Origin of the sequence: Vibrio sp. MACH09 (assembly GCF_033238805.1) — a bacterium.
Classification (GTDB): Bacteria; Pseudomonadota; Gammaproteobacteria; order Enterobacterales; family Vibrionaceae; genus Vibrio.
Window position 1 is genome coordinate 1,035,798 of sequence record NZ_BSFZ01000001.1, and the last position, 24,952, is coordinate 1,060,749.

Consider the following 24,952-nt stretch of genomic DNA (forward strand, 5'->3'; position numbering starts at 1 on the left):
CCAAACCGTATTTAAAAAGACGCTTTAAAACCAATTGTGATCGGACACCCACTAAGGTGGCGCATGCTACAGAAAAGTGTGACTAAGTTCAAGAATAATCAATTATTAAGAGCCAGAAATTAAATAAAAAGTAATAAAGGGGGGAGTTTAAGATCTACACTCAAGTGACCTCAAGATGCAGGATTCAGAGCAACATCAACAAGTTCAGTTCAAGAAAGATAATGGAAGGAATGGCATTCCCTTTCAAGATGATCTGACGCAGAAATGGGCGTGTTGATCAGCAGCCAATAAGTTTTCGCTGAACAAGCACCTTGAGGTCACTTGAGTGTACAAGGAATAAAACTCTAAATGATAAGGCATTGTAGTGCAGACAAACACTTAACGTGATGCCTGCAAATACTGACTTTAGCTAAGGATAACAGGACAGTCCCTTTTAGGATGCTCTACTATTTGTACCGGCCACTGATAAACGCCTTCGATGGTTTCTGCTGTTAATGTTTGCCACGGCGTGCCATCTGCTACGATCTTTCCTCCGTTTAACATCAGCACTCGATCTGCATATTGAGCGGCCAAATTAAGGTCGTGTATAACGGCAATGACACAAGCACCTGCCTGAGCTAACGATTTCGCTAGGGACAAGGTTTGGTGCTGGTGAGAGAGATCTAGTGAAGAAGTGGGTTCATCCAGCAGTAGCGCCGTTTGGTTGCCACTTTGTGCCAATTGTGTCAGTACTCTTGCTAAATGTACGCGTTGCTTTTCACCTCCAGACAAGCTGGGGTATAGCCGCTGAGCAAGGTTGAGAATATCGGTCTTTGCCATGTTATCTTGCGCAATGTTGTTAATTTGTTGTTGAGTTTCACTTAAGGCTAATGCGCCGAGTTCAACCACCTCTTCTACGGTGAAATTAAACGTTAAACTGCTCGCTTGAGGCAATACACCAAGATGCTTTGCTAGCTCCGCTGCGTCCCATTGATGATAAGGTTGATCAAAAAACGAAACTTCACCAGAACAGGGCCACTCTTGAGTGATAACCTTTAATAAACTACTTTTACCCGTTCCGTTCGGGCCTAGTAATACGGTTAGTTCGCCACAATTGAGGTCGACAGAGACGTTATCAAGTATGACTTTATTACCCAGAGTCAGGTTTATATTTTTTATACTAATTGCGATTTTAGAACTCATAAACGGCCCTTCTGTTTTACCAGTAACCAGATAAAGAAAGGGGCTCCGATTAAGGCGGTAACAATACCCACAGGCATATCCAATGGTGGTTTTATGGTTCGCGCAATGATATCGGCAATCAACAACAGTAATCCGCCCAAAATCATGGAGAGGGGCAGGAGAGAGCGATGATTGGGGCCTGATATCATGCGGCCAAGATGAGGCACGATGAGCCCTATAAAGCCTATCATGCCAGCGAGAGAGACAGTGACGCCAACACCAGCAGCGCTAAGCAAGATTAAACGTCGCTTTAGTGATTGAACATTGATGCCCATATGTTTTGCTTCTGGTTCGCCTAACAGTAACGCATTGAGCTTATTGGCATCGCGATAAAAGAAAAACATCAGTATAAGTAAACTGATGAAAGCAAGGGCGATGCCATTCCAACTTGCTCCTGCTAATGAACCCATAGTCCAGAGAGATAAATCCCTTAACGCCTGATCGTCGGCAAAATAGTTCATAAGCCCTAACCCAGCTCCGGCCAAGGCGCTCATGGCGACACCAGCCAACAGCATCACTGAAACAGATGTACCCGTTTGGCTTGTACCCAGCCGATAGACAACTAACGTGGTGAGGGTTCCTCCGATAAATGAGAAAACAGGCAAAGTACCAAATAACAGTATGTTAGGATAACTTGCTGCTAGGTTCCCAAATAGAACAATGGCAATGGCTGCGCCCAATGCGGCTCCAGCAGATACGCCAATTATTCCTGGATCAGCTAATGGATTTCTAAATAATCCCTGCATCACCGCACCACAGAGCGCCAATATCGCCCCAACGGCCACAGCAAGAAGAGTTCGGGGTAAACGTACTTCTTGAATGATCAATTGAACATGATCGGCACTAAACTGACTTTGATAGATCCAGCTTGGAATGATGGCTCTTAAGCTATCTGTTAATGCAATGTCCATCGGTCCTACAGCGACCGATGTCGCAATGGCGATATAGAGTGCTATCAATCCTATTGGGAGTAGAAAACGGATAGAGATCCGTCCGTTGGTTTTTATTTTCATAAACCTAATAATCGTTTGTGTCGCGAGTATGAATTGTTAATCACAGTCTCTTAGTTAAATTTATTAATGTTTTGACTAAAAATTGGTGCTTATCGCATCAATAGAGAGTGAGAGGTGATTCATTTCTGACGAAACAGAATGTCATGAGCGGTTTGTGTAATCAATGTTAATTTCTTTGATTTGTTTTTCTAAGCCGTCTTAACATGCTATAGCTATAAGATGGCTTTTTATATGGACGTCCATTTTGTCATCCCACTCTTTTATAGAAATAAATACTAAGTGGCTGCTTAGTGAAGCGCGCAAGCATAAAAAAACACTTATTTTTGCCAATTGCGTAGCTCTGTTGGCGGCGCTCATCAGTATTCCAATTCCTTTATTGTTACCTTTGCTGGTTGATGAAGTGTTGCTGGGGCAGCCAGCTGGCGGCTTAGCATTCCTTAACCAGTTATTGCCGCAAATGTGGCAAACACCTCAAGGCTACATCGTGTTGGTTCTGATTATGGTTATCGTTATGCGCGTGACGAGTCAGGCCCTGAATATTCTTCAAACACGTCAATTTACTTTGATATCTAAATCGCTAACCTGTTTTTTACGTCAACAGTTATTGAGTAAATTGGGCCGGATTAGTATGCGCCAGTATGAAGAGCGTGGCAGCGGTGCATTGACCTCCCATCTGGTGACAGACATTGAGACGATAGATAATTTTATTAGTTCTAGCTTAAGTCGTTTTGTCGTTAGCGTACTGAGTACCATTGGTATTTCTGCTGTGCTTTTTTGGCTGGATTGGAAGCTAGCGCTGTTTATTGTTTTGCTTAATCCGGTGATTATCTATCTGTCAAAAAAAATGGGGCAGAAGGTAAAAGTTCTTAAAAAGAGAGAAAACCAGTCATTTGAACGCTTTCAGCAACGCCTGGTTGAGACACTGGATGGCTTATATCAGTTGCGAGCATCCAACAGAGAGCGAGAGTATTTACATCGCTTACAACAAGACTCCGAGGCCATTCGTAAAGACGCTGACAGCTTTGCTTGGCAATCAGATGCCGCCAATCGGTTGTCGTTTTTGCTGTTCTTGCTTGGTTTTGAAATCTTTCGCGCCGTCTCTATGGTTATGGTGTTGTGGGGAGATCTCACCGTAGGGCAAATTATCGCAGTGTTTGGTTACTTGTGGTTTTTGCTGTCGCCGATACAAGATTTGCTCAGTATTCAATATTCTTGGTTTAGTGCCTCTGCGGCGATGAAGCGGTTAAATGTGATACTGCAGTTAGAGGAAGAACATAAAACCCCAGTAACTGTTAACCCATTTGAAAAGAACGGTTCATTTGATATTACTATTTCAAATCTACAATTTTCATACAATGAAGAGCGCAAGGTTATAGACGGCTTAACTCTACATATTCCTAAAGGAAAACGGGTGGCACTCGTTGGCGCCTCGGGAGGTGGGAAGTCTACGCTTATTCAGCTGTTACTTGGTATCTATCAAAAAGATGCCGGGGAGATATTCATTAATGGTCATCCAGTAGAGAATGTCGGCTACGATAATTTGCGGTCAAAATTGGCGGTGGTGTTGCAACAACCGATGATATTCAACGATACGCTAAGAGAAAACTTAACACTGGGTGAAGATATTGATGATGAACGGCTGTGGCACGCTCTACAAGTTGCGCAGTTAAAAGAGTTTGTGTTGGGCTTAACCGAGCAGTTAGATTCGGCTTTAGGTCGACAAGGTGTCCGGTTATCAGGTGGTCAACGGCAGCGGCTGGCCATTGCGAGAATGGTACTGGCTAATCCAGATTTTGTCATTCTTGATGAGGCGACATCTGCATTAGACACGACAACAGAAGCAGCGTTACATTCGGCACTCAACCAGTTTTTGGATGGCAGAACAACATTAATTGTGGCGCATAGGTTATCTGCGGTGAAACAGGCGGATCTTATTTATGTGCTGGAAGATGGCAAGGTGATTCAGTCGGGGCAGCATCACGAACTTGTGAATACTGAAGGGCTATATCAGACTCTGTATGGGTCGCTTCAAGCGGGGTAATCATTTAATCCTGCTGCCCATTTAAGATATCTTAAGGGTTTATATAAAGCGTATTGTCTATTTGTTTTTATGTCGTCGAGCTTTTGTCGCGGTGAGGAACAGATAAAAAAAGGCCAGATAGTGGTTAACTATCTGGCCTTTTTAATGTTACTTAACGTAATGTTGCTTAACGTTCGTTTAGTTGAAGTTAGGCTTAGTCATCGCTGCAGAAGCTTTGCTTGTGGCAACTTGACTACCCGCGCCTTTCGCTAGATAGCTATCTTGGCGTAAAGGTGCAGCGACCACGTCGATCTCTTTAATTTCTTGAGGACCAGGGGCTTTTGTCATCGCTGAGCTTGCATGTGCCTTAAGCTTAGCGGGTTTAGCTTTGCTTACGGATTTTACTACAGCTGCTTTAGCAGCCACTTCAACTGGTGCAATGTCAGCTTTAACTTCTGCGACTGGCTCACTGACCTCAGTCACTGCTGCTTCAGCAATAACCGGCTCAGAAACAACTTTTTCAGCAATAACTTTCTCAGAAGCCGTTTTCTCAGAAATAACAGGTTCTGAAACCGCAGGTTCGGTAGTTGCAGCTGTTTCTGAAACGATGGACTCTGAGGCTACGGCCTGTGGAGTACTCGTTTCTGCAACAGCAGGTTTAGTTTGCTCAACCGTTTTTTCTACCACGTGAGTTTCAGCTGTCATTGGTGTGTCGATAATATTTTCATCAACAGCTTTCAAGATGATCACTTTACCCATTGCCATTTCAGGACATGAGAAGCCACCTAGTGCCAATGTTTCTACGTTAGACTTTCTGTTACGTGAACGATCTTTACGTTTCGGTTTCGCCAAGTCATATTTAGGCATCACTTTACCCATTGCCATCTCAGGAGAAGCAACCCCACCTTTACGTAGGCGGAATGGGTTTGGTCTGCGGTCACGACTACGACGACGACGCTGTCCGCTGGCGCGTAGATGACGAGGAGAGCGACGACTGCGACGTTTCCCTTCTTCTTTCTCTACTTCAGGTTTCTGAACATCGACACTTGGTGCGATAGGTTCGTCAACGGCAACAGCGGTAATATTCTCTTGCTCATTTGACTGACTGTTCACGCGCACTTGCTTTTTAAGCTGACGACGTTGGCGGCGCTGTTTCACTTGAGCCGTTTTTTCTTCTGCTGGTGATTCAGTCTGCGCGTCTTCAGCTAACTGTTTTCCTTGAGCCGCAAGTTTAGAATTGTTCTTATTGGTTCTCTTATCTTGCTTAGGTTTACGATTTTGCTCTTTACGAGGATCTTGTTTATCCGTAGAAACTTGTTCACCATCAGTTTGATTAGGCTTACGTTTATTACGGCGGTTTTGATCTCGGTTACCTTGCTCACGATTGCCGTCACGGTTGTTGCGACGACGATTATCGTTTCTATCACGGCGATTGCGATTATTACGATTATTTCGTGGTTTCTCTTCTTTAACTTCTTCTTTAACTTCTTCTTCTGCGCCAGAGAACATTTTGCCTAACGCGGTTAAGAAGCGAGAAATCATACCCGGCTGGCTTGGTTCTTTCTTCGCGGCAGGTTGAGGAGCTGGAGTCGGTGCTGGCGTTGGAGCTGACTGCGCAGGACCGGCAAAACCTTGTAGTGCTGGTTCTTCGATCTTACGAGGCTTAATATCAACTTCTTCTTGCTCAGCCGCTTCTGCTTCTTTGAGTGCTTCTAGTTTCTTCGGTACTAAATAAGAAAGCAGCTCTTGCTCTTCACCTTCACGAATACGAATAACCTCAAAGTGAGGTGTTTCCATGTCCGAATTAGGCACAATAATGATTTTCACATTTTGTGACTTTTCAATGTGGTTAATTGAACGACGTTTCTCATTGAGCAGATACGAAGCAATGGCCACAGGTACCACCGCCATGACTTGAGAACTGTTGTCTTTTAGTGCTTCTTCTTCAATAAGACGAAGAACAGATAGCGCTAATGACTCATTATCACGAACGACACCTGTCCCCATACAGCGAGGGCAAATATGGTGGCTTGCTTCCGCTAAAGAAGGGCTCAAGCGCTGACGCGACATTTCCAACAATCCAAAGCGAGAAATACGACCAATCTGAACACGAGCACGGTCCATACGTACCGCTTCGCGAAGACGATTTTCAACTTCTCTTTGGTGACGTACTGGCGTCATATCGATAAAGTCGATTACCACTAAACCACCTAAATCACGCAGACGTAACTGACGTGCAATCTCATCGGCGGCTTCTAGGTTGGTATTCAGAGCTGTCTCTTCAATATCTCCACCTTTTGTTGCTCTGGCAGAGTTAATATCGATAGACGTTAACGCTTCTGTTGGGTCGATAACAATTGAACCACCAGAAGGAAGACGAACTTCACGCTGGAATGCTGACTCAATTTGAGTTTCGATTTGGTAATGGGTAAACAGAGGAACGTCGCCATCGTATTTTTTAACGCGGTTTAAAAAGTCAGGACGTACAAATTGTATATGCTCACGTGCGCGTTCATAAATACTGTTGCTGTCGATCAGTATCTCACCAATATCACGACGTAAATAGTCACGAATAGCACGTACAATAACGTTACTTTCTTGGTGAATTAAGAAAGGAGCAGGTCTTGAATCTGCCGTTTCTTTGATCGCGCCATAGCGATTTAACAGTAAGTTTAAATCCCACTCTAACTCTTCAGCACTTTTACCAACACCCGCAGTACGAACAATTAAGCCCATACCTTGAGGAAGGTCTAATGTACTTAGCGCCGCTTTTAGTTGAGTACGCTCATCACCTTCGATTCGACGAGAAATTCCGCCTGCACGAGGGTTATTTGGCATCAATACTAAATAGCTACCAGCTAGAGAGATAAATGTAGTTAAGGCCGCACCTTTGCTACCGCGCTCTTCTTTTTCAACCTGTACAATTACTTCCTGACCTTCTTCAAGCACTTCTTTAATGCTTGGGCGGCCTTGGTAGGTATAACCTTTAGGAAAATAATCGCGGGCGACTTCTTTAAGAGGGAGGAAACCGTGTCGTTCTGCACCATAGTCTACAAATGCAGCTTCTAAACTTGGTTCAATACGAGTGATACGTCCTTTGTAGATATTCGCTTTTTTGGATTCATGTCCAGGACTTTCGATATCAAGATCGAATAGTCGCTGTCCATCGACCAAAGCAACACGCAACTCTTCTTTTTGAGTTGCGTTGATTAACATTCTTTTCATTGTAGAAATTCTCGTTGTCTTTTCTTTATTTTAGTGTTTTTACTTGTCGCTTCGCGTCGTTACTAATGGTGTCAGATCCCATGGTTTAATCGTTGCAACCTCACGGCTGGAAGGGATGCTCGCGGACACTCCAGTCATCAGGAGTTGTTTAACCCCTGATCCACATTTTAAGTGGTAAATACTCAACATTAGTAATCGGTGAGTAGTGCGACAAGCAGCTCTATTCTTAATGTCTTACGCCATATGCTGCATTTTGATATAAAGCCATCTACTCATTTTCGCTTATTACGGAAAACTAAAAAGTTCAAAATATAATCAATTTATCCGTTATAGGAGTGAACTATAGCAGTGAAGGGGAAATTCAGCAATCTGCTTTGTTATAAACAGGCTGTTTTTTGAAGTTTGCTAAAAATGGCATCGTCATAACTCTTTGATATTTATCTTAAAACTTAGGCGTTAATAACATTTGTCCAATTTTAATCCCAAATTTTATGCACAACTCATTCTGATAAGCTTATCAATCCGCTTTTTACTGTTTTTGCTACAATTAATGTTGAAATTATTTCCCTTTATTGCTTGTTGCCAAGAAAAAGTAAGTATTCCTGTTTTTGAGTGTTAGAATAGCTGCTATGACAGAGATAAAAACCCAAGTGAAATTTGTTGATATTGACGCTGATATAGCGGGACAACGGATCGACAACTTTCTTAAAAACCAATTAAAAAATGTACCTAAGAGTTTGATTTATAGAATCATTCGTAAGGGAGAAGTGCGCGTAAATAAGAAGCGGGTAAAAGCTGAATATAAGTTAAAAGCCGATGATATAGTACGCGTGCCACCAGTAAAAATTGACCAGAGCAATACACCTGAAGCACCAAGCACAAAACTCAATAAAGTCGCAGAATTAGAGCAGTGCATTATTTATGAAGATGAGCATTTGCTTATATTAAATAAGCCATCGGGTACTGCGGTTCATGGTGGAAGTGGATTAAAGTTCGGCGCTATCGAAGCGTTGAGGTCTTTGCGTCCTGATGCTCGCTTTTTAGAGCTGGTGCATCGAATCGACAGAGACACTTCTGGAATTTTGTTGGTAGCTAAAAAACGCTCTGCACTAAGACATCTACAAGCTCAGTTTAGAAACAAAACAGTACAGAAGTACTATTTTGCTTTGGTGATGGGGCAGTGGAAGGCAAGTTGTAAGGCGGTTAATGCGCCCCTGCTAAAAAACGAAGTGAATAGTATTGTGCGTGTTAACCCTAATGGCAAAGCCTCAGAAACACGTTTCAAAATTATAGAGAAATTTAAAGAAGCGACCTTGGTTCAAGCTAGCCCAATCACCGGTCGTACGCATCAAATTCGAGTGCATACTCAGTATGCCGGACATCCTATTGCATGGGACGATAGGTATGGCGACCGACGTTTTGATGCTTATACGGGTGCAGTAGGATTAAATCGTCTATTTTTACATGCTGCACATATTAAGTTTGTCCACCCCGCAACAGAAGAGTGGATGGAAATAGCCGCTGAAATGGAAGACAAACTAAACAGCGTACTAAGTAAGCTGGATAGAAATTAATCCTGAACGGCGAGTAAATCGTGTGTTGCCAACAGTATGCAGTTTGTCTGCTGTTGGCACCATTTAATTTGAAAACAGACCCTAGTATAGGAAATTACTGTAATACATCGATGCCTTGTTGCTCTAGCATGGTAATCAGCGTTATTAATGGTAAACCGATGAGGGCGTTTGGATCATCCCCTTCAAGTTTGTTAAATAAAGCAATACCTAACCCTTCACTTTTAAAACTTCCTGCACAGTCCAGCGGTAACTCTTTATCAATATAACACTCAATTTTTTGTTGAGTTAATTGGCGAAAGTGAACTCGAAAAGTATCTAATTGCTGCTGATATTGTTGTGAATGAGTGTTGTAAAGCGCTAAGCCTGTATAAAAGGTAATGATTTTACCACTGGCGGAGGTTAACTGTTCGATCGCTTTCTCTCTGCTATGCGGTTTACCAACGATATTTCCATCTATCACACACACTTGATCTGAGCCAATGACGAGCGATGGTTTATCGAGTGAACAACTTTGAGCTTTATTAAGAGCTAAACGCATTACTAACTCTTGTGGCGTTTCGTTTTCCAATGGCGTTTCATCACATTGTGGAGCGGCGACAGAAAATGGAATCGAGAGTTTATCCAAAATGGATTTTCTATAGCGAGATGTGGATGCCAATACCAAGTCTAATTGAGTCATAATCGTGTGTTAATGGTTACGTGTAGCTTAGCAGGATAGCGAGATCGTCGTGATTGGTAAACAGGGATATCTATGCTAAGAAAAATAGTAAGTTTTTAATCTTTTTCTTTGACTCAAGACGATTTGAAAGATAATATTCGCGCCCTATGCAAAAAGTAAAAATACCGCGCTCGGTTGATCCTGCTAAGACAGCTCAAAAGCGACTTGATTACAATGGTATCATTCAAATCAGTCTTTTTAAGCGATTAGCTGAATCAGTTGTCAGCGTAAAACGCGACGCAGAAGTCTCATTGTCATTTGAGCTTGATGAACAGCGATTAGTCGTTATCTCTGGTAAAGCTAACGTCGAAGTCGATTTAGAGTGTCAACGTTGTAATGAAGTTTTCGCACATCAGTGCGATGTCCAATTTACTTATACTCCCTATTATAGTGAGAAAAGTGAAGAAGAAGCACCGGAAGAGTACGATTTGGTAGATCTGAACGAGTACGGTGAAGTAGACCTCATACAATTAGTTGAAGACGAGTTCATTTTAGGTTTACCTCAAATTGCGATGCATGATGAAGCGAACTGTAGCGTTAACTCAAACAACTTGGTATTTGGCGATCTTCCTGAAGAAGTTGAGGAAGAAAAACCGAATCCCTTCGAAGTTTTAAAGAACTTAAAACGATAAGTCGTTTAAAGTTAGGACAAAGGAGTAGGGTCAATGGCCGTACAAAAGAGCAAGAAATCACGTTCAATGCGTGGCATGCGTCGTTCACACGATGCGCTAACTACAGCAGCAGTATCTGTAGACGCAACTTCAGGTGAAACTCACCTACGTCATAATATGACAGCTGACGGTTACTACCGTGGCAAAAAGGTTATCAATAAGTAAGGTTAACCTTTGCAAACTATTACCGTTGCACTTGATGCAATGGGCGGGGACTTTGGTCCTCGCGTAACAGTGCCTGCCGCCGTGCAGGCATTGTCACATTTCCCAGAGCTAAAAGTGATCCTAGTTGGTGATCAATCTTCGATCACATCTCAACTTACCCAATTAGGACAGTCACCGAATCAACGTTTGGCTATTCAGCATAGCGAACGTATTATTGCCAATTCAGAAAAACCCTCTTTAGCCTTACGTAACAGTGATGGCACATCCATGCGTATTGCGTTAGATCTTGTTGCCGATGGTGGCGCTGATGCATGCCTTAGTGGTGGCAATACCGGGGCTTTGATGGCCCTTTCTCGTTTTCGACTTAAATTGCTTCCCGGCATAGAGAGACCAGCATTGGTGTCTGCTCTACCTACCGCACAGGCTAGGAAAACCTGGATGTTAGATTTAGGGGCCAATGTGTCCGTGGACGCGGATACTTTATTCCAGTTTGCCGTGATGGGCAGCGCGCTGGCACAAGAGCATTTATCTTCTCCTCCTAGAGTGGCAATTCTTAACATTGGAGAAGAAGAGATAAAAGGCAATGACTTGGTAAAACGTTGTGCAGAGATGCTCAGCCAAACAAAATCCATTAACTTTACTGGTTACATTGAAGGTGATCAGTTATTTGATGATGCTGCTGATGTGGTTGTATGTGATGGCTTTGTCGGCAATGTATGCTTAAAAACCTCGGAAGGGGTTGCCCATCTGTTTTTAGGCAAGCTTAAAGCTCATATGATGGCGTCAAGTTTTAAAGGTTGGGTAGCAAGAAAACTGTTTTCAGAGTTATTTAATGAGCTAAAAACCCTGAACCCCGACCAGTATAATGGCGCAAGTTTGTTAGGATTGCGCGGCATTGTGATAAAAAGTCACGGAAGTGCAGATGTTACTGCTATTATCAATGCTATTGGTGAGGCGGTACACGAAGTCAAAAGACAAGTACCAAGCCGTATTAGCGATCGCTTAGAAGCGGTTTTACTCGAGAGGCATTATTAGTCTTCATGTTTAGTAGAATTTTAGGAACAGGCAGCTATCTGCCATCTCAAGTGCGTTCAAATGCAGATTTAGAGAAAATGGTAGACACCGACGATGCGTGGATTGTCGCAAGAACGGGTATCAAAGAACGTCGTATTTCAGCTCCAGACGAAACTGTTGCCGATATGGCTACTATAGCGGCGCAAAATGCGATTGATATGGCAGGGCTAGACAAAGACGATATTGATATGATTATTGTCGCGACGACCAGTGGTTCACACGCATTCCCATCTGCTGCGTGTCAGGTTCAAGCTAATCTTGGGATTAAGCATTGTCCTGCATTTGATATGGCTGCCGCCTGTTCTGGTTTTGTTTATGCGCTTTCAGTGGCTGATCAACACATTAAATCGGGTATATGTAAAAATATTCTTGTTGTTGGCTCAGATACACTCTCTAAAACCTGTGATCCAAGTGATCGTTCTACCATTATTTTATTTGGTGATGGTGCTGGTGCGGTTGTTATCTCTGCCAGCGAAGAGCCAGGTATTTTATCCACTCACATCAATGCTGATGGTCGCTTTGGCGAACTACTCAGTCTGAGGTACCCATCTCGCCGCAATCAGGAAGACATCAATACGTGGCTTCACATGGCGGGAAATGAAGTGTTTAAAGTGGCGGTTACCCAATTGTCTCGCTTAGTAAAAGAGACATTAAAAGCCAACGGCATGGATAAGTCGGAACTCGACTGGCTCGTTCCTCATCAAGCCAATTACCGTATTATTTCAGCTACGGCGAAAAAACTGTCACTGCCAATGGAACAAGTGGTTGTAACGTTAGATCGTCACGGAAATACCTCGGCTGCAACCGTGCCAACGGCATTGGATGAAGCGGTTCGAGACGGACGAATTAAACGTGGTCAAACGGTATTGTTAGAAGCGTTTGGTGGCGGCTTCACTTGGGGCTCTGCACTAATTAAGTTTTAGATGAGTTGAGAAACAGCTCCTCTTTTCATTATTATTTGCTTAAGGAAATAAAGCTATGAGCAAGTTTGCTATCGTATTCCCAGGCCAAGGCTCTCAAGCCCTAGGTATGCTTGCGGAGTTAGGTGAACAATTTGAAATCGTGAAACAGACCTTTGCTGAAGCATCGGAAGCGCTGGGATACGATTTATGGGCATTAATTCAACAAGGCCCGGTAGAAGATTTAAATGAAACATTCCGTACTCAACCTGCACTGTTAGCGTCTTCTGTTGCTATCTGGCGTGTATGGCAAGAGCAAGGGCTGGCACAACCTGAAAATTTGGCGGGTCACAGCCTAGGTGAATACTCAGCTCTGGTTTGTGCTGGCGTATTAGATTTTAAACAAGCGATAAAATTAGTTGAGCTTCGTGGCCAGTTAATGCAAGAAGCAGTTCCAGCAGGTGTTGGTGCCATGTATGCCATCATTGGTTTGGATGACGCAAGTATCGCTAAAGCGTGTGAAGAGGCAGCGCAAGGTGAAGTGGTTTCTCCGGTAAACTACAACTCACCTGGGCAAGTTGTGATTGCAGGTAATAAAGCGGCTGTTGAACGAGCTGGTGCTCTATGTAAAGAAGCGGGCGCTAAGCGCGCATTACCGTTGCCTGTGTCTGTTCCATCTCACTGTGCTTTAATGAAGCCAGCGGCAGAAAAGCTTGCCATTGCATTGGAAGAGATTGAAGTAAAACCAGCGCAGATCCCAGTGATTAATAACGTTGATGTTATTGCAGAAACGGATCCTGCCAAAATTAAAGATGCGCTTGTTCGTCAACTATACAGCCCAGTACGTTGGACTGAGGGTGTAGTGAAAATGAACGAGTCTGGAGTAGAAAAACTGTATGAACTTGGTCCGGGCAAAGTATTGACTGGTTTGACTAAGCGAATTGTTAAATCTATGACAGCTGCTGCGGTTAATGACCCTGCTGGCTTTGATGCTGCAAAATAAGTGTGAGAAACAGATGAATAATCTTGAAGGTAAAATTGCGTTAGTAACCGGAGCCAGTCGTGGTATTGGCCGTGCTATTGCGGAACTTCTTGTAGAACGTGGTGCCATAGTTATTGGCACGGCTACTAGTGAAAATGGTGCAAATGCTATTAGCGAGTATTTGGGCGAAAATGGTAAAGGTTTGGCCTTAAATGTGACTGAACCTGAATCAATACAATTAGTATTGAAAAAAATCACTGATGAATTTGGTGGTTTAGATATTCTGGTTAATAATGCAGGTATTACCCGCGATAACTTGTTGATGCGTATGAAAGATGACGAGTGGACAGATATCATGGATACTAACCTGACGGCGATTTTCCGTCTTTCTAAAGCAGTTTTGCGTGGAATGATGAAAAAACGTAACGGGCGTATCATTAATGTTGGTTCTGTTGTTGGTACTATGGGCAACGCTGGCCAAACCAATTACGCAGCAGCAAAAGCAGGTGTTATTGGCTTCACTAAATCTATGGCGAGAGAAGTCGCTTCTCGTGGTGTGACGGTAAATACTGTTGCACCGGGTTTTATTGAAACCGATATGACAAAAGCACTGAATGATGAGCAGCGTGCTGCTACATTATCTCAAGTGCCAAGTGGTCGCTTGGGTGACCCACGTGAAATCGCAGCAGCGGTTGCATTTTTAGCTTCTCCAGAGGCCGCCTATATTACTGGCGAGACGCTTCATGTGAATGGCGGAATGTACATGGTTTAAATTTATGCGTATTTATGCATGATTTAAGTCAACTTTAGTAAAAATTTCAGTTAAAATCGTGAAGATTGTGGTTTGACCAGCATGGTCAGTCTTGCAACTTTTTATAGTTTGAATAAACTACGGAAAAACGTCGCATAGTGCGAAGTCTGTAAAGGAAAAGAAAAAATGAGCAACATCGAAGAACGCGTAAAGAAAATCATTGTTGAACAACTAGGTGTAGACGAAGCTGAAGTTAAGAACGAAGCTTCTTTCGTTGATGATCTAGGTGCTGATTCTCTAGACACTGTTGAGCTTGTAATGGCTCTAGAAGAAGAGTTCGACACTGAAATCCCAGATGAAGAAGCTGAGAAAATCACTACTGTTCAAGCTGCTATCGACTACGTAAACAGCGCTCAGTAATAGTTCTCTCCCAGGCGGTCGCTCTAGACCGCCTGAGTTTTATCTAAAATTCTTTTATCCTCACTTATCATTTATTCAATCCCGGAGAGTAAAATCGTGTCCAAGCGTCGTGTCGTTGTCACTGGCATGGGTATGTTGTCACCGGTAGGTAACAGCGTAGAATCTTCATGGAAGGCCCTGCTAGAAGGTCAAAGTGGTATTGTAAATATCGAACACTTTGATACATCCGAATTCACTACTCGTTTTGCTGGTTTAGTTAAAGACTTTAACAGCGAAGAGTATATGTCCAAAAAAGATGCTCGTAAGATGGATCTGTTTATCCAATACGGCATTGCTGCAGGAATACAAGCGCTAGATGATTCAGGCTTGTCTGTCACAGAAGAGAGTGCAGCACGTGTTGGTGTTGCGATTGGCTCAGGCATTGGTGGCCTAGGTCTGATCGAAACAGGTCACGCTGCGTTAGTCAATAAAGGTCCCCGTAAGATCAGCCCATTTTTTGTGCCTTCCACAATCGTCAATATGATCGCTGGTCATTTGTCGATCATGAAAGGTTTACGTGGCCCTAATATCGCTATCTCTACCGCTTGTACTACAGGTTTACACAATATCGGCCATGCTGCTCGTATGATCGCTTATGGCGATGCTGATGCGATGGTGGCAGGTGGTGCAGAGAAAGCATCGACGCCATTAGGTATGGGTGGTTTTGCTGCCGCTAAAGCTCTTTCTAGCCGTAATGATGAACCGCAGAAAGCGTCTCGTCCTTGGGATAAAGACCGTGACGGCTTTGTTCTTGGTGATGGAGCTGGTGTAATGGTACTTGAAGAGTACCAACACGCTAAAGCACGTGGCGCTAAAATTTACTGCGAAGTGGTTGGTTTTGGAATGAGTGGTGATGCTTACCATATGACAGCGCCGAGTGAAGACGGCTCTGGTGGTGCGTTAGCCATGGAAGCGGCGATGCGCGATGCTGGTATTACTGGCGAGCAAATCGGTTATATCAATGCTCATGGTACCTCTACCCCTGCTGGTGATGTGGCTGAATTGCGTGGTGTTAAACGTGCAATCGGTGAAGAAGCAGCGAAAACGGTATTAGTATCATCAACCAAATCTATGACGGGTCACTTATTGGGTGCCGCAGGTTCGGTAGAAGCGATTATTACGGCAATGGCATTGGTTGATCAAATTGTACCGCCAACTATTAACTTAGATAATCCTGACGAAGGTTGTGATCTAGACTTAGTGCCTCATACTGCTCGTAAAGTCGATATGGAATATGCGCTTTGTAACTCGTTTGGTTTTGGTGGCACAAACGGTTCATTGATTTTTAAGAAAATCTAACCAAGTTTCCCTATCTGTTGATGAAAGAACGGCCGATTAAAAATATCGAGCCGTTTTTTTTTGCATAGGGTAGGCGCATTTTCTGTTAACATTAGCCGCTGTACAAAATCGACCAGCGGCTGCTTAGTTAAAGTATTGGCTAGCGGTCTGTAGCCAATAGGGTAGAAAGGAATGATTTGGGTAAATGGAGAACCATCAGCCACAATTCCTGCGGATGATCGTTCATTTCAATACGGTGATGGTTGTTTTACCACCATACTAACCGCCACAGGAGAGCCTCTCGATTGGGCGCTACATACTCAGCGGATGCAATCTTGTTTGGATCTGTTAAATATTGCGTCGCCGGACTGGGAGCGAGTTAAGCTGTGGGTAAAGAAGGCAGCTAATTCAGCATTAAGGGCTGGTGTAAAGTTGCATGTTAGCCGAGGAAGTGGGGGACGTGGATACAGCCCGACAGGCGCACATAATGTGGTGGTAACCATTAGTTCGTTTGCTTATCCTGCACACTATCTTAACTGGCAGCAACAAGGTGTCAGCCTTGGTATTTGTCCATCGAGGTTAGGTCACTCACCATTATTGGCGGGCCACAAGCACAATAACCGTTTAGAACAAGTACTCCTTAAAGCTGAAGCCGACAAGCTTGGTCATCAAGACGCGCTGGTGTTAGATATTCAAGATAATGTCATTGAAACAACAATGGCGAATCTTTTTTGGCTAAAAGATGAAGTGCTATATACCCCAAATCTCTCTTTATGTGGAGTAACAGGTATCGCTCGTTATAAAGTGCTGCAAGAGGCTAAAGCGATAGGTCTAACGGTTAACGTGGCGGACTATGTTTTGGCTGATATTATGGCGGCTGACGAAGTATTTATGACCAATGCTTTGTTGACGGTTGCCCCCATTATTAATATTGATCATCAAAGCTTCGTTGTAGGAAGCAAAACACGATATTTTCAGGAGACGTTAACTTCGTGATTAAAAAAATTACATTACTTTTGCTGCTGGCTGTGTTACTTGCAGGCGGCGGTTATCTTTTTGTCAAAAAGCAGACAGAAGAGTATGCCAATCAGAGTATACAAATCACTGAAGCCACCATTATTACCATTAAAAGTGGTAGCAGCTTTTCCTCATTACTTAAGCAGTTAGAGCAACAGAGTTGGATTGTAGCTAATCAGTACTCGAGTTTGCTGCGTCGTTTTCAGCCGGAACTGACTCATATTAAGGCGGGCACTTTTCTCATACAGCCTGAGATGACACTGGCTGATATGCTGTTGTTTATCGCCAAAGGTAAAGAGCATCAATTTGCCATTACGTTTGTAGAAGGTAGCCGATTTACCGAATGGCGTGAAAGCTTGAAGCAAGCTGAATACTTGCAGCAGAAAATTGAACAATTAACAGAGCAGGAGATAGCGGAACGGTTAGCGATACCGCAGAAGAAGTTAGAGGGGCTATTTCTTGCTGAGACCTACCATTACACTGCTGGTATGTCTGATTTAGATATTCTAAAACGAGCACATCGAGATTTAAAAGAGGTGCTGGCGGCTAGCTGGGATGGACGCCAAGAAGGGTTACCTCTAGCATCAGAGTATGAGGCGCTAATTTTGGCGTCTATTATTGAGAAAGAAACAGCAATAGAGTCTGAAAGAGCCACTGTATCCTCTGTCTTTATCAATCGTCTAAAACGAGGTATGCGTTTGCAAACGGATCCTACGGTTATCTATGGCATGGGTGATAAATATAACGGCAATATTCGCAAAAAAGATCTTCAAACTCGTACTGCGTATAACACCTATGTTATTAATGGATTACCACCAACGCCTATTGCCATGGTGGGTAAATCATCCATAGAAGCAGCACTCCAGCCTATTAGCAGTAACTACCTCTATTTTGTTGCCAGTGGTCTTGGTGGTCATGTGTTTTCGAAAAACTTAAAAGATCATAATCGTGCTGTACAACAGTACCTAAAACAATTAAGAAAGAAAAAATGAATAACGCCAAATTTATCGTTGTAGAAGGCCTTGAAGGGGCTGGAAAAAGCACCGCCATTGCTGCTATTAAAGAGACATTATCTCAGCACGGTATTTCCAATATTGTTAATACTCGCGAGCCGGGCGGTACTGTGTTGGCCGAAAAAATGCGAGCCTTGGTAAAAGAGGAGCATGAAGGCGAAGTTCTGCAGGATATGACGGAACTGCTTCTTATTTATGCCGCTCGGGTACAACTGGTGGAAAATGTGATTAAACCCGCGCTTGATAAAGGGCATTGGGTTGTTGGAGATAGGCATGATATGTCTTCTCAAGCTTATCAGGGCGGAGGTCGCCAAATTGACCCTAAAGTGATGAGTAATCTGAAGCAAGCAACACTTGGCGCATTTAAGCCAGACTTTACTCTTTATTTAGATCTCGACCCTCGATTAGGGCTTGAGAGAGCGAGAGGCCGTGGTGAACTAGACAGAATAGAAAAGATGGATATCAGCTTTTTTGATCGCTCTAGAGCTCGCTACCTAGAGTTGGCAGCCAATGATGACTCAGTAAAAGTGATCGATGCTAGCCAGAGTATTGAGCAAGTAGAAGCGAGCATATATCAGGCCTTGAACTTATGGTTAAAGGACAACGGGTAACTTCCTTTATGCAAAATGTCTATCCTTGGCTAGAGCCGGTTTGGTTAAAATGGCAGAACTTGAGTGAAACAGACTCTGTTTCTGGTGCGATGCTTTGTAGTGCGCCAAAAGGAACGGGGTTGCCTGAGTTAGCTAAACATTTTGCGCACACGTTAGTGTGTAGCCATTCGACATCTGAACCATGCGGTTTTTGTCACTCTTGTGCGCTTACTCAATCAGGAAATCATCCTGATGTGCATTGGGTTGTTGCTGAAAAATCGGGTAAATCTATTACCGTAGACCAAGTTAGAGAATGCAATAAATGGGCTCAGCAGTCATCTCAGCTTGGCGGTAAGCGAGTCATTATCATCTCTCCTGCTGAAGCAATGAATGAGTCGGCGTCTAACGCATTACTAAAAACCCTTGAATCGCCCTCGGAAAACTGTGTCTTTTTACTACTGACGACCAATAAGAATGCTTTGTTGCCAACCATTATAAGTCGTTGTCAGAAATGGCAGGTCGCTCAGCCAGATATAGAACAAGTTTACTTATGGCTCAAGTCGGAAAGTGATGTAGAGATCAACCACACCGGTATTCGTCTTAATAATTACGCACCGTTACAATCGCTGCAATTTTTTGAAAGTGGCCAATATCAACATTTTTTAACGTTGCAACAGGCACTATTTGATCTGCTTGCCGGTGATAGTTGTCATTATTCATCTATTTATCTCCTGCTTAAGGACGATTTTTTAGCACGTTTAAATTGGCTGGCGATTATTCTGTCAGATATCCAGAAAAGGCACTTTGCAATTGAAGAGATAGGTTTGTGCTCCCTTAGTAAAGAGTTGATGACCGTTGTTCCTTATCAATCGGCTTACAAAGCGTCAACTGCTCTAGCTGAGTTAACTCATCAGTTCACTACTTTTTCTGGTCTCAATCAGGAGTTATTGCTCACCAATTGGTTAATAGAACTTCAAGAGGACTTATGTTCGTAGATTCCCATTGTCATCTCGATAAGCTTAACTATGAGTCGTTACATAGCGACGTGAATGACGTTATAAGTAAAGCACAACAGGCGAAGGTGACAGAGCTGCTGTCTGTTGGCGTTACATTAGATGCATTCCCTGCCATGATAGAAATGATTGAACCGCATAGTAATGTTTATGCTTCTTGTGGGGTTCATCCACTGGACGTGGAAAGCGATTTTTCATTGCAGATGTTAGAAGAGTACGCCAATCATAGTAAAGTTGTGGCGATCGGTGAGACCGGGCTGGATTACCATTATCAACCTGAAACTGCTGTGTTACAAAGAGAACGATTTGAACAGCAAGTTGCTCTGGCGGTGAAACTGAATAAACCGCTGATTATTCATACTCGTGATGCCAGAGAAGATACATTAGCAATACTTAGAGAGGGTAATGCGCAGAACTGTGGCGGCGTTATCCACTGTTTTACCGAAGATATGGCATTTGCAGAGCAAGCGATGTCGCTCGGTTTTTATATTTCTATCTCAGGTATTGTTACTTTCCGACAAGCGACGCAGCTCAAAGACGTTGTAAAAGCACTGCCGATAGAACGCTTGTTAATTGAAACGGATTCGCCTTATCTGGCCCCCGTTCCTCATAGAGGAAAGCAGAATCAACCGGCTTATGTTGTTGAGGTTGCTCAGTATATTGCTCAATTGAAAAATATCTCTCTTACAGAAGTTGCACAAAAAACCACTGACAATTTTAGAAAATTGTTCTTATCCTAGAGTGATTATGTTTTCAATCAATGCTTGAACTCATGGCGATAAACTCTCGCTAAACAACTAACTAGGGTCTGTTACTTAAAAATATAGCCGCGACGTAAATCGCGGTTTTTTATTTTTTGATACTACAGTTTTTCTGATAATTCACTTATTAAAAATCGGTTTTCTGTATATTGCATTAGTGAGTAATATTATATTTTTTATTTCCCATATAAATAAAAGCCCAAGTATAAATAATACTTGGGCTTATAATTTAAAAGACCAGTTATAGGGATACTGGCCTTTTATTATTTCAAATTAAGCAAGTGCTTCCATTTGACCTTTGATAATCTCTGAGTGAGTACCAAATACCGCTTGGAAGTTATCACCTTTAACAAATACACCAGCAGCACCAAGTTGTTTCAGTTTATCTGTATCAACTTTAGAACCATCATTTACAGTAACACGTAGACGAGTGATACATGCTTCTAGGTCTTTGATGTTCTCTTTACCACCAAATGCCGCTGTGATGTTCATAGCAAGCTCATCGCTGCTTGTGTCTGCTTGTACTTTTGACTCGCTTTCATCTTCACGTCCTGGAGTTTGAAGATTAAAGGCTTTAATCAAGAACACAAATACTGTGAAGTAGATTGCAGCATAAACAAGACCAACAAGAGGTAGCATCCAACCGTTAGTTGAGTGACCGAACAGTAGCGTGAAGTCAAATAGACCGTGGCTGAAAGTAGTACCGTGTTTGATACCAAGAACAATCATTACTACGAAAGCAGAACCCGCAAGTAGAGCGTGAACAACATATAGTAGAGGCGCAACGAATAGGAACGCAAATTCGATTGGTTCAGTAATACCAGTTAGGAATGATGTTAGAGCAGCAGAGCCAAGGATAGAAGCAACCAGTTTTTGCTTATCGCTTTTCGCTGTTACATACATTGCTAGACACGCAGCAGGTAGACCAAACATCTTGAACATGTAACCACCAGCTAGGTTACCAGCAGTTGGGTCACCAGCAAGGTAGCGAGGGATTTCACCGCGAACAACTTCACCAGCTGCTGTTGTGAATTCACCAACTTCATAGAAGAAAGGTGCGTTCCAGATGTGGTGTAGGCCGAATGGGATTAGAGAGCGTTCAACAATACCGTAGATACCAAAGGCTACTTCTGGAGACTGATATGCAGCCCACTCAGAGAATAGAGCGATACCTGCACCAATTGGTTGCCATACAACCGCTAGGATAGCAGCAACAATACACGCAGCTAGAGAGGTGACGATAGGAACAAAACGTTTACCACCGAAGAATCCTAAGTAAGTAGGAAGCTTGATAGTGTGGTAACGGTTAAAGAGTTCGGCCGCAACCAGACCCATAATGACACCACCAAATACCCCAGTATCAGTACCTTCAGCAACAACACCCAATACGCGAGTCATTGTTAGGTAACCTAGTGCCGCTGCTAGAGCCGCTACGCCATCATTTTTTGTAAAACCAAGAGCTACACCGATTGCAAACAACAGTGCCATGTTTGCAAACACACCCAGACCGGCCTCGGTCATTACTTGTGCTACGATTTCAGGTAAAAACTTAGCAACTTCTGAGTTACCACCAATACCGAGTAAAATACCAGCTGCAGGCATACACGCCACAGGTAGCATGAGGCTGCGCCCCATTTTTTGCATAGTACTAAAAAAGTCCATATAACCCCCGTTATAACTTTCTGAGATAATAATAAAATGTGTTTTTGTTAATTACTTATCAAAAATGTGGATATAACTATTGTTAGTAATTAATTAAATAATAGTTGGCATATTTATATAGTCCAAAAATAAACTTTCTTATTTATTGAAGGTTTCTTTTTAGATTTCTTTAAATGAATATGTTCACCGACTGAGAATATAATAGTGGTTCTTGAAATATTTTTTCGGGTCGGTGGTCACGCTGGATGTAACAAAAGGTAACATAGCGCAATGCGACGGTAATAATGTGGTAAATTTAGGTTATAGGGTGAAATTACGCATTTTTATACAGAATGATATTCCAGTTTTGAGATGTTTTAGTTATTTATCATGCTCATTATAGTGAATAATGAGGTTTATATGGCAAGGTTAGCGGATGGTTAGATTAGGTAGTTTGTCTTGCCGCTGACGAAAGCATAAGTAATGATTATACTCAAGTGACCTCAAGGTGCAGGATTCAGAGTGGCATCAATAGGGTCAGTTCAAGAAAGATAATCGAATGAATGGCATCTCCTTTCGAGATTATCTATATAATTTGTTGACGCATTGGAGGAGAACATAAGCATGTATGCAAAGAAACGAATTCTAGTTGTCGATGATGATCAGGAAATTCGTGAATTACTCGATGAGTATTTGACACGAGCAGGATATACGGTTGTCTTAGCCTCTGAAGGTGAAGAGATGAAACGCCACTTATTAGAAGGGGAGCCTGATCTTATTTTGTTAGATGTAATGCTGCCTGGAGAAGACGGTTTCTCCCTTTGCCAGTATATTCGTCGTTCTTCTAATGTGCCTATCATTATGCTTACGGCTGTTTCAGATGAAACCGATCAAATAGTGGGTTTGGAAATTGGTGCGGATGATTATGTGGCAAAACCATTCAGTCCTCGTCAATTAACCGCCAGAATTAAAGCCATGCTACGGCGTACTCGTGCAGTGGAAGTGCCTAAAGCGAAACCGCAGCGCATTACGTTTTCAAACTGGACTCTCCATGTCCGAACTCATACGTTAACGGATATAGATACCGGCAATGAAATTGAATTGTCGGGTAAAGATTTTACTTTGTTGATGTTGTTCCTAGATCATCCTAACCAAATTTTAGATAGAGACAGTATTTCGCAAGTGATGAAGGGACGTAATGCACTGCCGACAGAACGAGGTTTAGATGTGCAGTTAAGCCGACTTCGTAATCAACTCGGTGATAGTGGTAAAAAACCTAAATTGATTAAAACCATGCGTGGTGATGGCTACATATTGGCGGCGGATGTCATATATGACAGTTAATGAGCCTGTTCATTGGCTAAAAACAGTGTATCAAGCGAGCAAAGAGCGTTTAAGGCGAATCGTTCCGCGTTCATTGGTGTCTCGTACTCTTTGGCTTACGTTACTCTCTGTCATATTTGCTCAGCTTATTGCTACGGCTATTTGGTATACCCAATCTAAATATCGGGAACTAGAAGGGTTAAAATCGACCTCTATAAGTATGGCGAATAACTTTGCGTCAACGGCAAATTTTTTTCAGTCTCTACCACAACAATATCGTCATATTGTTCTGGACCAATTGCGGAATATGGGTGGCACGCGGTTTTTTGTCTCTTTCAATGAAGAAGAGATTACGATCGATCCTGTAGCAAATAATGAGATGAAACGTACAGCCATTGAGGTGTTCGAAACTATATTGATGGAAAAATTACCGGGTCTAAACCAAATTAATGTTCAATTTTCTCTGCCGGATAATTTACATGTTCTTAGTAACGATACCTTACTCAGCGATCTTCCTAAATCGTGGGCTCATTATACCTTGAGTTTAGAGCCTCTTAATCCACCAATATTGGTGGTGCAAATTGAACTGGCAAAGAATGAATGGCTCTATATTGCCGCATTACTTCCTTCACCGTATGTCATGCTGGAAGATGAAGTGCTCTCTAATCAACAAGTATTCTTTATCCTGTTTATTACAGCACTATTGATGACCTTAACTTATTTTATGATACGCCTGCAGGTTAAACCGCTAAAACGTCTCGCACAGGCTGCGAATGCGCTAAGTATGGATATTGATCAACCTCCGCTAGTGGAAGAGGGGGCATCGGAGTTAGTGACGGCAACACGAGCTTTCAACCGAATGCAAATGCGACTTGGAAGGCATATAGAGGACAGAGAAAGGCTATTTAGTGCTATTTCTCACGATTTAAAAACACCCATTACTCGCCTTAGAATACGTTCAGAGTTAATTGAAGATGACCAGAGAGGTTTAAAATTTAATCGAGATCTGGATGAGTTGGAATTAATGGTAAAAGGCGCGTTACAAACCGTTAAGGATACTGACATTCATGAGAACCTGGATGAAGTTGATTTAGTGGACATGATAGAGGGCATAGCAGAGCATCATAATCGCGATAGAGAAAATGTTCAGATCGCGTCGGTTGATGCGCTTCCATTTGTATGCAAACCATTAGCATTAAAACGTTGTTTGACCAATATTATTAATAATGGCGTCAAATACGGAAATGAAGTCAATATCGTGTTAACAAAGTCGGATGACTCAGTAGAGATTATTATTGATGATAAAGGTCCGGGGATCCCAGACACGTTAATCGAAGATGTTTTTAAGCCCTATTTTCGCTTGGCAAAAGATGATGAAGGGCATGGTCTAGGTATGGGGATCGCGAGAAGTATTGCTCATGCCCATGGCGGGGACCTAACCATATGCAATTTACAACAAGGGGGCTTACGAGTTTGCGTTAGCCTCCCTATTGCAGCTGTACGTTAGCTCGTAGTTAAATGAAAAAGGTGCGAGCACTTGAGGA

22 protein-coding genes are annotated in these 24,952 nt (G+C 42.7%); 17 read left to right on the plus strand and 5 right to left on the minus strand.

Annotation, left to right across the window (positions count from 1 at the left end):
- Nucleotides 1–405: 405 nt before the first annotated feature.
- Nucleotides 406–1,170: a heme ABC transporter ATP-binding protein gene (locus tag CHJ_RS04700; RefSeq protein WP_317918079.1), complete on the minus strand. Its 765-nt coding sequence runs from the start codon at nt 1,168–1,170 to the stop codon at nt 406–408.
- A gap of 8 nt (nt 1,171–1,178) precedes the next feature.
- Nucleotides 1,179–2,234, minus strand: coding sequence for a FecCD family ABC transporter permease (locus tag CHJ_RS04705; RefSeq protein WP_171752910.1), 1,056 nt, complete (start codon nt 2,232–2,234; stop codon nt 1,179–1,181).
- Nucleotides 2,235–2,478: 244 nt separating this feature from the next.
- On the opposite strand from CHJ_RS04705, the gene CHJ_RS04710 reads away from it, so the two are divergent.
- Nucleotides 2,479–4,275: an ABC transporter ATP-binding protein gene (locus tag CHJ_RS04710; protein ID WP_216613369.1), complete on the plus strand. Its 1,797-nt coding sequence runs from the start codon at nt 2,479–2,481 to the stop codon at nt 4,273–4,275.
- 177 nt (nt 4,276–4,452) lie between these two features.
- On the opposite strand, the gene rne is transcribed toward CHJ_RS04710, so the two are convergent.
- A complete protein-coding gene (gene rne, locus CHJ_RS04715) occupies nt 4,453–7,479 on the minus strand; it encodes a ribonuclease E (protein WP_317917006.1) in 3,027 nt (1,008 codons plus the stop codon).
- A gap of 629 nt (nt 7,480–8,108) precedes the next feature.
- Between rne and rluC the strand changes: the two genes are divergently transcribed.
- The gene (gene rluC, locus CHJ_RS04720) at nt 8,109–9,053 is read left to right on the plus strand and encodes a 23S rRNA pseudouridine(955/2504/2580) synthase RluC (protein WP_317917007.1); all 945 of its coding nucleotides are present in this window, start codon (nt 8,109–8,111) and stop codon (nt 9,051–9,053) included.
- 94 nt (nt 9,054–9,147) lie between these two features.
- Here the strand turns inward: rluC and CHJ_RS04725 are convergent, their stop codons facing one another.
- Complete coding sequence (locus CHJ_RS04725; protein WP_317917008.1) at nt 9,148–9,732, minus strand: Maf family protein; 585 nt, start codon at nt 9,730–9,732, stop codon at nt 9,148–9,150.
- A 146-nt stretch (nt 9,733–9,878) separates the two neighbouring features.
- On the opposite strand from CHJ_RS04725, the gene yceD reads away from it, so the two are divergent.
- From yceD to CHJ_RS04790, 13 genes are all read left to right on the plus strand, one after another.
- Nucleotides 9,879–10,403, plus strand: coding sequence for a 23S rRNA accumulation protein YceD (gene yceD / locus CHJ_RS04730; RefSeq protein ID WP_171752906.1), 525 nt, complete (start codon nt 9,879–9,881; stop codon nt 10,401–10,403).
- Nucleotides 10,404–10,436: 33 nt separating this feature from the next.
- Nucleotides 10,437–10,607, plus strand: a complete 171-nt coding sequence (rpmF, locus tag CHJ_RS04735; RefSeq protein ID WP_171752905.1) for a 50S ribosomal protein L32 — start codon at nt 10,437–10,439, stop codon at nt 10,605–10,607.
- Nucleotides 10,608–10,616: 9 nt separating this feature from the next.
- Nucleotides 10,617–11,642, plus strand: coding sequence for a phosphate acyltransferase PlsX (gene plsX, locus CHJ_RS04740; protein ID WP_317917009.1), 1,026 nt, complete (start codon nt 10,617–10,619; stop codon nt 11,640–11,642).
- Nucleotides 11,643–11,647: 5 nt separating this feature from the next.
- Nucleotides 11,648–12,604 carry a beta-ketoacyl-ACP synthase III gene (locus CHJ_RS04745; protein WP_171752903.1) on the plus strand — a complete coding sequence of 319 codons (957 nt, stop codon included), beginning with the start codon at nt 11,648–11,650 and terminating at the stop codon, nt 12,602–12,604.
- A gap of 55 nt (nt 12,605–12,659) precedes the next feature.
- On the plus strand, nt 12,660–13,583 hold the full coding sequence (gene fabD, locus CHJ_RS04750; protein ID WP_317917010.1) for an ACP S-malonyltransferase: 924 nt from the start codon (nt 12,660–12,662) through the stop codon (nt 13,581–13,583).
- A 13-nt stretch (nt 13,584–13,596) separates the two neighbouring features.
- A complete protein-coding gene (gene fabG / locus CHJ_RS04755; protein ID WP_171752901.1) occupies nt 13,597–14,334 on the plus strand; it encodes a 3-oxoacyl-ACP reductase FabG in 738 nt (245 codons plus the stop codon).
- A gap of 165 nt (nt 14,335–14,499) precedes the next feature.
- Complete coding sequence (acpP, locus tag CHJ_RS04760; RefSeq protein ID WP_004406112.1) at nt 14,500–14,733, plus strand: acyl carrier protein; 234 nt, start codon at nt 14,500–14,502, stop codon at nt 14,731–14,733.
- Between the two features lie 96 nt (nt 14,734–14,829).
- Nucleotides 14,830–16,071 (plus strand): beta-ketoacyl-ACP synthase II, encoded by a 1,242-nt coding sequence (gene fabF, locus CHJ_RS04765; protein ID WP_171752900.1) that lies wholly within the window; start codon nt 14,830–14,832, stop codon nt 16,069–16,071.
- A gap of 171 nt (nt 16,072–16,242) precedes the next feature.
- Nucleotides 16,243–17,046: an aminodeoxychorismate lyase gene (pabC, locus tag CHJ_RS04770; RefSeq protein ID WP_317917011.1), complete on the plus strand. Its 804-nt coding sequence runs from the start codon at nt 16,243–16,245 to the stop codon at nt 17,044–17,046.
- Nucleotides 17,043–18,059, plus strand: coding sequence for an endolytic transglycosylase MltG (mltG, locus tag CHJ_RS04775; RefSeq protein WP_171752898.1), 1,017 nt, complete (start codon nt 17,043–17,045; stop codon nt 18,057–18,059). Before pabC ends, mltG begins: the two co-directional genes overlap by 4 nt.
- Nucleotides 18,056–18,691, plus strand: a complete 636-nt coding sequence (tmk, locus tag CHJ_RS04780) for a dTMP kinase (protein ID WP_171752897.1) — start codon at nt 18,056–18,058, stop codon at nt 18,689–18,691. Before mltG ends, tmk begins: the two co-directional genes overlap by 4 nt.
- Before the next feature lie 8 nt (nt 18,692–18,699).
- On the plus strand, nt 18,700–19,665 hold the full coding sequence (gene holB, locus CHJ_RS04785; protein ID WP_317917012.1) for a DNA polymerase III subunit delta': 966 nt from the start codon (nt 18,700–18,702) through the stop codon (nt 19,663–19,665).
- Nucleotides 19,656–20,423 carry a TatD family hydrolase gene (locus CHJ_RS04790; RefSeq protein ID WP_317917013.1) on the plus strand — a complete coding sequence of 256 codons (768 nt, stop codon included), beginning with the start codon at nt 19,656–19,658 and terminating at the stop codon, nt 20,421–20,423. Before holB ends, CHJ_RS04790 begins: the two co-directional genes overlap by 10 nt.
- 294 nt (nt 20,424–20,717) lie before the next feature.
- On the opposite strand, the gene ptsG is transcribed toward CHJ_RS04790, so the two are convergent.
- Complete coding sequence (gene ptsG / locus CHJ_RS04795; RefSeq protein ID WP_171752894.1) at nt 20,718–22,106, minus strand: PTS glucose transporter subunit IIBC; 1,389 nt, start codon at nt 22,104–22,106, stop codon at nt 20,718–20,720.
- A 603-nt stretch (nt 22,107–22,709) separates the two neighbouring features.
- Between ptsG and CHJ_RS04800 the strand changes: the two genes are divergently transcribed.
- On the plus strand, nt 22,710–23,429 hold the full coding sequence (locus CHJ_RS04800) for a response regulator (RefSeq protein ID WP_171752893.1): 720 nt from the start codon (nt 22,710–22,712) through the stop codon (nt 23,427–23,429).
- The gene (locus CHJ_RS04805) at nt 23,419–24,915 is read left to right on the plus strand and encodes an ATP-binding protein (protein ID WP_317917014.1); all 1,497 of its coding nucleotides are present in this window, start codon (nt 23,419–23,421) and stop codon (nt 24,913–24,915) included. Before CHJ_RS04800 ends, CHJ_RS04805 begins: the two co-directional genes overlap by 11 nt.
- Nucleotides 24,916–24,952 lie beyond the last annotated feature (37 nt).